The organism is Streptomyces sp. NPDC051211 (assembly GCF_040689505.1).
In the GTDB taxonomy this organism is placed as follows: domain Bacteria; phylum Actinomycetota; class Actinomycetes; order Streptomycetales; family Streptomycetaceae; genus Streptomyces.
The window spans coordinates 1-6,236 of sequence record NZ_JBFBAV010000014.1; the positions used below are offsets into that span (position 1 = coordinate 1).

Here is a 6,236-nt window from a genome sequence, read left to right on the forward strand (position 1 = left end):
GGCAACGGCGCCGCACCGGACCGGGCGGCCGCTGCGCGGAGCCTCTCCCCTACCCGCCCCTTCCCGAACTGGGGCTCCGCCCCAGACCCCGCGCCTCAAACGCCGGCGGGGCTGGGGGTACCGCCCGGCGGGGCCAAGTGGCGGGGCTCCGCACCCCCGCGGGCCGGACCCCGGCAGCGGGGCCGCGCCGGAGCACCGGCAGGGGCCGGTCCGGTCCTGCCCGGCGGCGCCGCAGGGGCAGGTACGGCCTCGCCGGTGGTGGGAGGTCAAGGGGGCGGAGGGCGGAGGGTCCGGTGGACGGACCAGAGGACCGAGACCAGCGGGACCGCCACAACCGCCCCCACCACCCCCGCCGCCGTCGCCCCCGCCAAGACCGAGATCGCCACCACCAGTGGATGCAGCCGCACGGCCCAGCTCATCACCAGCGGGTGCAGCAAATGCCCCTCGATCTGCCCGATCACCACGATCAGCGCGATCACGATCGCCGCCACCACCGGCCCCTTCGCCGCCAGTGCGACCACCGCGGCCACCGCCAGCGCGACCGGCGACCCGATCAGCGGGATGAACGCGGCGAAGAACTCCAGCAGGGCCAGCGGCACGGCGAGCGGCACGCCGAGGAAGTACAGGGCCACCCCCACCAGTACCGCGTTGGTGGCCGCCACCAGAACGATGCCGTGGGTGTAGCCGGTGAACGTGCGCCACGCGGCCCGGCCCGCCGTCTCCCACCGGCCGCGCGCCGGCCCGGGCAGCTGGTCGCAGAACCAGGACCAGTGGCGGTGCCCCGAGTGGATGAAGAAGACGGCGGTGAACAGGGCCAGCGCCAGTGCGGTCAGGACGTGCACCAGGCGGCTCGCGCCGCTGACGGCGGTGCTGAGCAGCGTCGAGCGGTGGCTGGAGAGGAACGCGCCGGTCCGGGACTCGACGTCGGAGAGCACGTCCGGGCTCAGCCGGAACGGGGGCCGCTCCAGCCACTCCTCGATGCGGTTCAGGCCGTCGCGGAACTCCCGGATCAGGGTGGTGCGCTCGCCGGCCACCGCCTCGCCGACCAATGCCAGGATGCCCAGGACCAGTGCGATGCCGCCGAGCAGGGTGAGGGCGACCGCGAGCCCGCGCGGTACTCCGCCCCGGGTCACCAGGTCGGCGACCGGCCGCAGCAGCGCGGTGACGACGAGGCCGAGGAAGATCCCGACCCCGATCTCGTGGAAGCGGCCCAGGACGGCGAAGGCCGCGTAGACGGCCGCGCCGACGACGAGCAGCCGCCATGCGTGGGCTGCGGCCGTACGGAGCAGCGGGGAGACGTGTGGTGGCCGGGGCTGCATGCCCTTCCCCGTACCACCGCCGACGGGCCGGGCCACGGTCCGAACCCCATGTTCGCCCAACCGGGCTGGCCCACCCCGCCGTGCGGCCGCCACGGTCCGGAGCACGTGCTCGCCCGAACCAGGCCGCCCACCCGGCGAGCGGCCGGCACGATCCGGAGCGCGTGTCCGCCCGAACCAGGCCAGCCACCCCGCCGTACGGCCGCCACGGTCCGGAGCACGTGCTCGCCCGAACCAGGCCGCCCACCCGGCAAGTGGTCGGCACACGGCGCACGCTCGCCGGACCGGGCCGGCCCGCCCCGGCGTGCGGTGGGCCCCGGGCGCGGTGAGGATCGGCGCATGGGGTTCGTCGTGCCGGTCCTTGCCGCGCTGTTCGCCGCGTGCAGCAATGCGCTGGCCACGGTGCTGCAGCGGCGGGCCGCGTTGACCGTGCCGCAGAGCGCCGGGTTCCGGCCCGGGCTGATCCTCGATCTGCTGCGGCGCCCGGTGTGGCTGGTGGGGATCCTCGCGGTCATCGCGGCCGGGGCGGGCCAGGCGGTGGCGCTGGCGACCGGCCCGCTGGCGCTCGTCCAGCCGCTGTTCGTGCTGGAGCTGCCGCTGGCGCTGCTGATCGCGTCGCTGTTCGCCCGGCAGCCGCTGACTGCGGTGCAGTGGTGGGCGGTTGCGGGCGTGGTGGGCGGGCTGGGCGTGGCGCTGGTGGCCTTGGCGCCCACCGGGAACCGTACGGACGTACCGCTGGACCGGTGGATTCCCACGCTGGCGGCCGGCGGCGGCGCGGTGCTGGCGCTGACCGCGGCCGGCCTGCGCCGCCCGCCGGGCCGCACCCGTGCGGCGTGCCTCGGGCTGGCCACCGCCCTCTGCTACGCCCTGACGGCAGCGCTGATGAAGTCGGCGGTGCACGACTTCGACGACGGCGGGTGGGGCGCGCTGCTCACCGGCTGGCCGACGTACGGGCTGGTGGTGACCGGCATCGCCGCGCTGCTGCTGTTCGAGCACGCCATGCAGGGCGGTCCGCTGGTCGCGTCCCAGCCGGCGCTGACGCTGGGGGACGCGGGGACGGGACTGGTGCTGGGGGTGCTGCTGTACGAGGAGCACGTGCGGACGGGCTGGTGGCTGGTGCCGCAGCTGGTGGGGGTGGCGCTGGTCGCGGCGGGCGTCCTCGCCCTGGTCCGTACGGAGGACCCGGCCACCGCGTGAGGCCCCGGCCTGACAGCGGCGGGCGTCCTCGCCCTGGTCCGTACGGAGGACCCGGCCGCCGCATGAGGCCACGGCCTGACAGCCGCCCCGGCGCGAAGCCCGGATCTTTCTCAGCGGGACAGGAGTTCGGCGCGGCCGTGCGCCGTGTACGCGGCGAGCAGGGCGGCCTGGGCGTCCGCGTCGAGCGGGGTGTAGGCGGGGGCGCCGGGCGGGCGGTGCCAGACCGGGTCGGGTGCGCAGCGGAAGCCGGCCCGGCGCAGGGCGACCCGGTGGACCTTGTTGGTCGCGGTGACCGGCATGGCCGGGACGATGCGGACGTAGCGCGGGGCCATCTTGGTGCCGAGGTCGGGCTGGGCGGCCAGGAACGCGGCGAAGGCGGCCGGGTCGAACTCCCGGTCCCGGTGGAGGGCGAGGGCGGCCATCACCTGGTCTCCGGCGACCTCGTCGGGGACGGCGTACACGGCGACCGCGGCCGCGTCCGGCCACCGGGCGAGGATGTCCTCGATCATCGCTGCGGCCAGGTTCTCGCTGTCGACCCGGAGCCGGTCGTCCGTCCGGCCCGCGAAGTAGAGGAAGCCTTCGGCGTCGCGGAAGAAGAGGTCCCCGGTCCAGTACCAGCCGTCCCGGGTGCGTGCGGCCTCCGCGTCCGGGTTGCGCCAGTAGCCCTCGAAGAGGCTGCGGCCCCGGTTGACGAGTTCGCCGATGGCCTCGTCGCCGTTGAGCAGCCGGCCCGCCGGGTCCAGTCGGGCCGGCGGGCATTCGGTGCCGGTGTCCGGGTCGATGACGGCCAGGTCGTCGCCGGGTGCGGCGCGCCCGAGGGCGCCCGGCGGGGTGCCGGGGCCGCGCTGGACGGAGGCGCCGCCTTCGGTCGCGCCGTAGCCCTCGACCAGCGGTACTCCGAACCGCTCGGCGAACCGGGCGGCGTCGACCGCGCCCGCCTCGGTGCCGAAGCCGAGCCGGAGCGGGTTGTCCCGGTCGTCCGGCCGGGGCGGGGTGGCGAGCAGGTACTGGATGGCCCGCCCGACGTAGGTGAAGTAGGTGGCGCCGTGGGCGCGTACGTCGTCCAGGAACGCGGTGGCGGAGAAGCGGCGGCGGAGGGCCACGGAGGCGCCGGCGGCCAGGGCGGGCAGCCAGTCCGCGATCACGGCGTTGCCGTGGAACATCGGCATGCAGATGTAGTGGACGTCGTCCGGGGTGACCGAGAAGCGGCGGGCGAGGGAGTCGCCGGCGGCGGCGAGCCGGCCCTGGGTGCAGATGGCGGCCTTGGGCGCGCCGGTGGATCCGGAGGTGAAGTAGAGCAGCAGCCGGTCGCCGGGGCCGGGGGCGCGGCCCTTGGCCCCGCCCCGAACGGTGGCCCCGCCCTGAACGGTAGCCTCGCCCGGTTTCGCGCCGGCGTACGGGGCGAGGAGGTCGGCGTACTCCTCGCCGTCGGTGACCAGGATCCGTACGCCGGGCAGGTCGAGGCCGTCGAGCAGGGGCAGGTGGGTGCGTTCCGTGACCAGGATCCGGCAGTCGGTGTGCAGGATGTCGCGGGCCAGTTCGGGGCCGCGGCGGGTGGGGTTGACGCCGGCCACGGCGGCCCCGGCGAGGGCCGCCGCGCCGAGCCAGAACGGAAACTCGGGTGTGTTGTCGAGCAACACGCCGAGGTGCGGTTCCGCGCCCTTCGGGAGCAGGTCGGCGAGGAGCGCGGCGCGGGCGGAGGCTTCCTGGGCGGTCCGGTGGTGGCTGAGGACGGTGTCTCCGTACCTCAGCCCGGGCCGGTGGTTGCCCCATTGGCGCGCGACGAGCTCCGCTACGGTCTCGGGTTTTCCTGTCCCCATGCGCGGGACAGTAACTGACGAGCCGTCAGAACTGAACGTCCGAGCAGGCGTAGAAGGCGTTCGCGGTGTCGTTGATGGTCCAGACGGCGAGGATCAGGTGCCGGCCGGTCTTGCCGCTGGGCAGCTGCCCCTGGTGCGTGAAGGTCATGGGCGGCCTGGCGCCGTTGTAGGCGATGGTGAGGAAGGGCTGGGACTCCAGGGCGGCGCGGGTGAGGGGCTTGGTGGGGTCCCAGCCGTTCCTGGTGACGAAGTACTTGAAGTCGGTGGTGGAGTGGTTGGCCGTGAACTGCCAGCGGAAGGTGAGGTTCTGCCCGCTGGTGAGGCGGGTGGTGGGCCAGGCGCCACCGCGGGGGTCGTCGAGTTCGGCGAACTGGGCGTTCCCGCCGGCGCAGATCCTTCCGTCGGCGGGCCCGGCGGCCGGGAAGCCCTTGAGCCCTTCGACGCTCTGCGGCTCCCACTGGATCTGGCCGCAGTTGGCGACGGTCTTGTTGGCGCAGAGCTTCTGCCGGCTGATGGGGGTGTCGGTGTAGCCGTGGCTGGTGGCGGAGGGGGCGAGGAGGAGGGAGGCCCCGGCTATGAGGCCGAGGCCGAGCGCGGCGGCGCCGGCCCGTCTGGCGGTACGGGTGTTACGCATGATGCTCCTTGAACGTGGGGGGAGTTCTGTGAGCGTGCGCACGCGTGGGGATTGGATTTCAGGTCTAGACCAAGTCCCAGATTATTGACGGCAGTTGGCCATGTCCAGACCAATGGACCAACGGTCCGCGCCGTGTCAACCACCGTGCCGCCGACGGTGCACCGGCCGCCCCCGGGTCACTCCCCCGCTCACTCCCCCCGCCCGGTGTAGAAGGCGACGGTGAGGTCCTTGACCAGCGCCTTGCGCTCGTAGTCGTCGAGCTCGACCAGACCGCGCGAGGTCAGCCGGTGCACGGTGTCGTCCACCGCGTCCACCACCGAAGTGAGCACGCTGTCCCGGTGCTTGGCGTCGATCGCGGCGATCCGGCGGCGCCGCATCGCGGCCGCGACCTCCGCCGCGTACTCGATCCGGGTCGGCTGCGCGGAGAACACCTCGATCCCGACGGCCTCGGTCTCCGCCGCGAGCATCCTGGTCAGCGCGTCGCCCACCGCCTCGGCGTCGCGCAGCGTCGGGGCGTCCTCGTGGAAGGCGTCGGCCGGCAGCTGGGACAGCACCCGGGCCAGGGCCGACTCGACCTGCTCGGCGAGGTATTCGGTGTGGTCGGCGACGGCGAGCGCGGCACGGGCGGTGTCCCGGACCTGCCAGACGACCTGGACCACCACCTGCAGGGCGAGACCGCCGGAATCCACGGCGGGCAGCGGATCGCTCCGCCAGTGCCGCAGCCGTACGTCGACCCGCCTGCGCAGCAGCAGCGGGCTGACCCACACCAGGCCGGTCCGGCGCACGGTCCCCCGGTACCGGCCGAACAGGGTCAGCACCCAGGCGTGGCCGGTCTTGCCGCGGCCCAGGCCGCCGAGGGCGAGCAGCGCGACGATGCCGAGGAAGGCGAGCGGGGGCCAGTGCTGGGCGCGGAGGCCCAGGTAGTCGCGGGGCGTCGCGCCGAACGCGGCGACGAGGGTGTCGGGCAGCGCGCCGGCCCGCCACAGCACGGCGGCACATCCGGCGAGCGCCAGCCCACCGATGCCCGCACCGGCCCACCCGGGCAGCACCGGCCCACGCTGCTCCCGCAACCGCTCGTCCCCGCGCGGCACCCGCCGCCCGGCGGGGACGGCCGACCGGGGGCGCCGGGACGGTACGGCGGCGGTGTGCGTCTGTGCCCGGGGCCGGGGGTGTCCCGTGGCCGGGGCCTGGGCCTGGGTCGGGGGCTGGCCGTTCGACTGGCCCATCGGCTGGCCGTTCAGCTGGCCCGTCGGCTGGCCGTTCGACAGG

The 6,236-nt window shown here is 75.0% G+C and carries 5 protein-coding genes; 1 reads left to right on the top strand and 4 read right to left on the bottom strand.

Going from position 1 to position 6,236, the window contains the following annotated elements:
* Positions 1–266: 266 nt before the first annotated feature.
* The gene (locus AB0447_RS16165; RefSeq protein ID WP_366477428.1) at positions 267–1,319 is read right to left on the bottom strand and encodes an AI-2E family transporter; all 1,053 of its coding nucleotides are present in this window, start codon (positions 1,317–1,319) and stop codon (positions 267–269) included.
* 336 nt (positions 1,320–1,655) lie between these two features.
* On the opposite strand from AB0447_RS16165, the gene AB0447_RS16170 reads away from it, so the two are divergent.
* The gene (locus AB0447_RS16170; RefSeq protein ID WP_366477298.1) at positions 1,656–2,513 is read left to right on the top strand and encodes a DMT family transporter; all 858 of its coding nucleotides are present in this window, start codon (positions 1,656–1,658) and stop codon (positions 2,511–2,513) included.
* 110 nt (positions 2,514–2,623) lie between these two features.
* Here the strand turns inward: AB0447_RS16170 and AB0447_RS16175 are convergent, their stop codons facing one another.
* The 3 genes from AB0447_RS16175 to AB0447_RS16185 form a co-directional block, all read right to left on the bottom strand.
* Positions 2,624–4,333 carry an AMP-binding protein gene (locus tag AB0447_RS16175; protein ID WP_366477299.1) on the bottom strand — a complete coding sequence of 570 codons (1,710 nt, stop codon included), beginning with the start codon at positions 4,331–4,333 and terminating at the stop codon, positions 2,624–2,626.
* A gap of 25 nt (positions 4,334–4,358) precedes the next feature.
* Positions 4,359–4,967 (bottom strand): lytic polysaccharide monooxygenase, encoded by a 609-nt coding sequence (locus AB0447_RS16180; protein ID WP_366477300.1) that lies wholly within the window; start codon positions 4,965–4,967, stop codon positions 4,359–4,361.
* 188 nt (positions 4,968–5,155) lie between these two features.
* A partial coding sequence (locus AB0447_RS16185; RefSeq protein ID WP_366477301.1) for an SPFH domain-containing protein occupies positions 5,156–6,236 on the bottom strand: 1,081 nt, incomplete at its 5' end.

What these genes read in the sequence shown, in the direction of transcription:
- AB0447_RS16165 (WP_366477428.1), bottom strand. Translation starts at nt 1,319, where the DNA reads ATGCAGCCCCGGCCACCACACGTCTCCCCGCTGCTCCGTACGGCCGCA.
- AB0447_RS16170 (WP_366477298.1), top strand. Translation starts at nt 1,656, where the DNA reads ATGGGGTTCGTCGTGCCGGTCCTTGCCGCGCTGTTCGCCGCGTGCAGC.
- AB0447_RS16175 (WP_366477299.1), bottom strand. Translation starts at nt 4,333, where the DNA reads ATGGGGACAGGAAAACCCGAGACCGTAGCGGAGCTCGTCGCGCGCCAA.
- AB0447_RS16180 (WP_366477300.1), bottom strand. Translation starts at nt 4,967, where the DNA reads ATGCGTAACACCCGTACCGCCAGACGGGCCGGCGCCGCCGCGCTCGGC.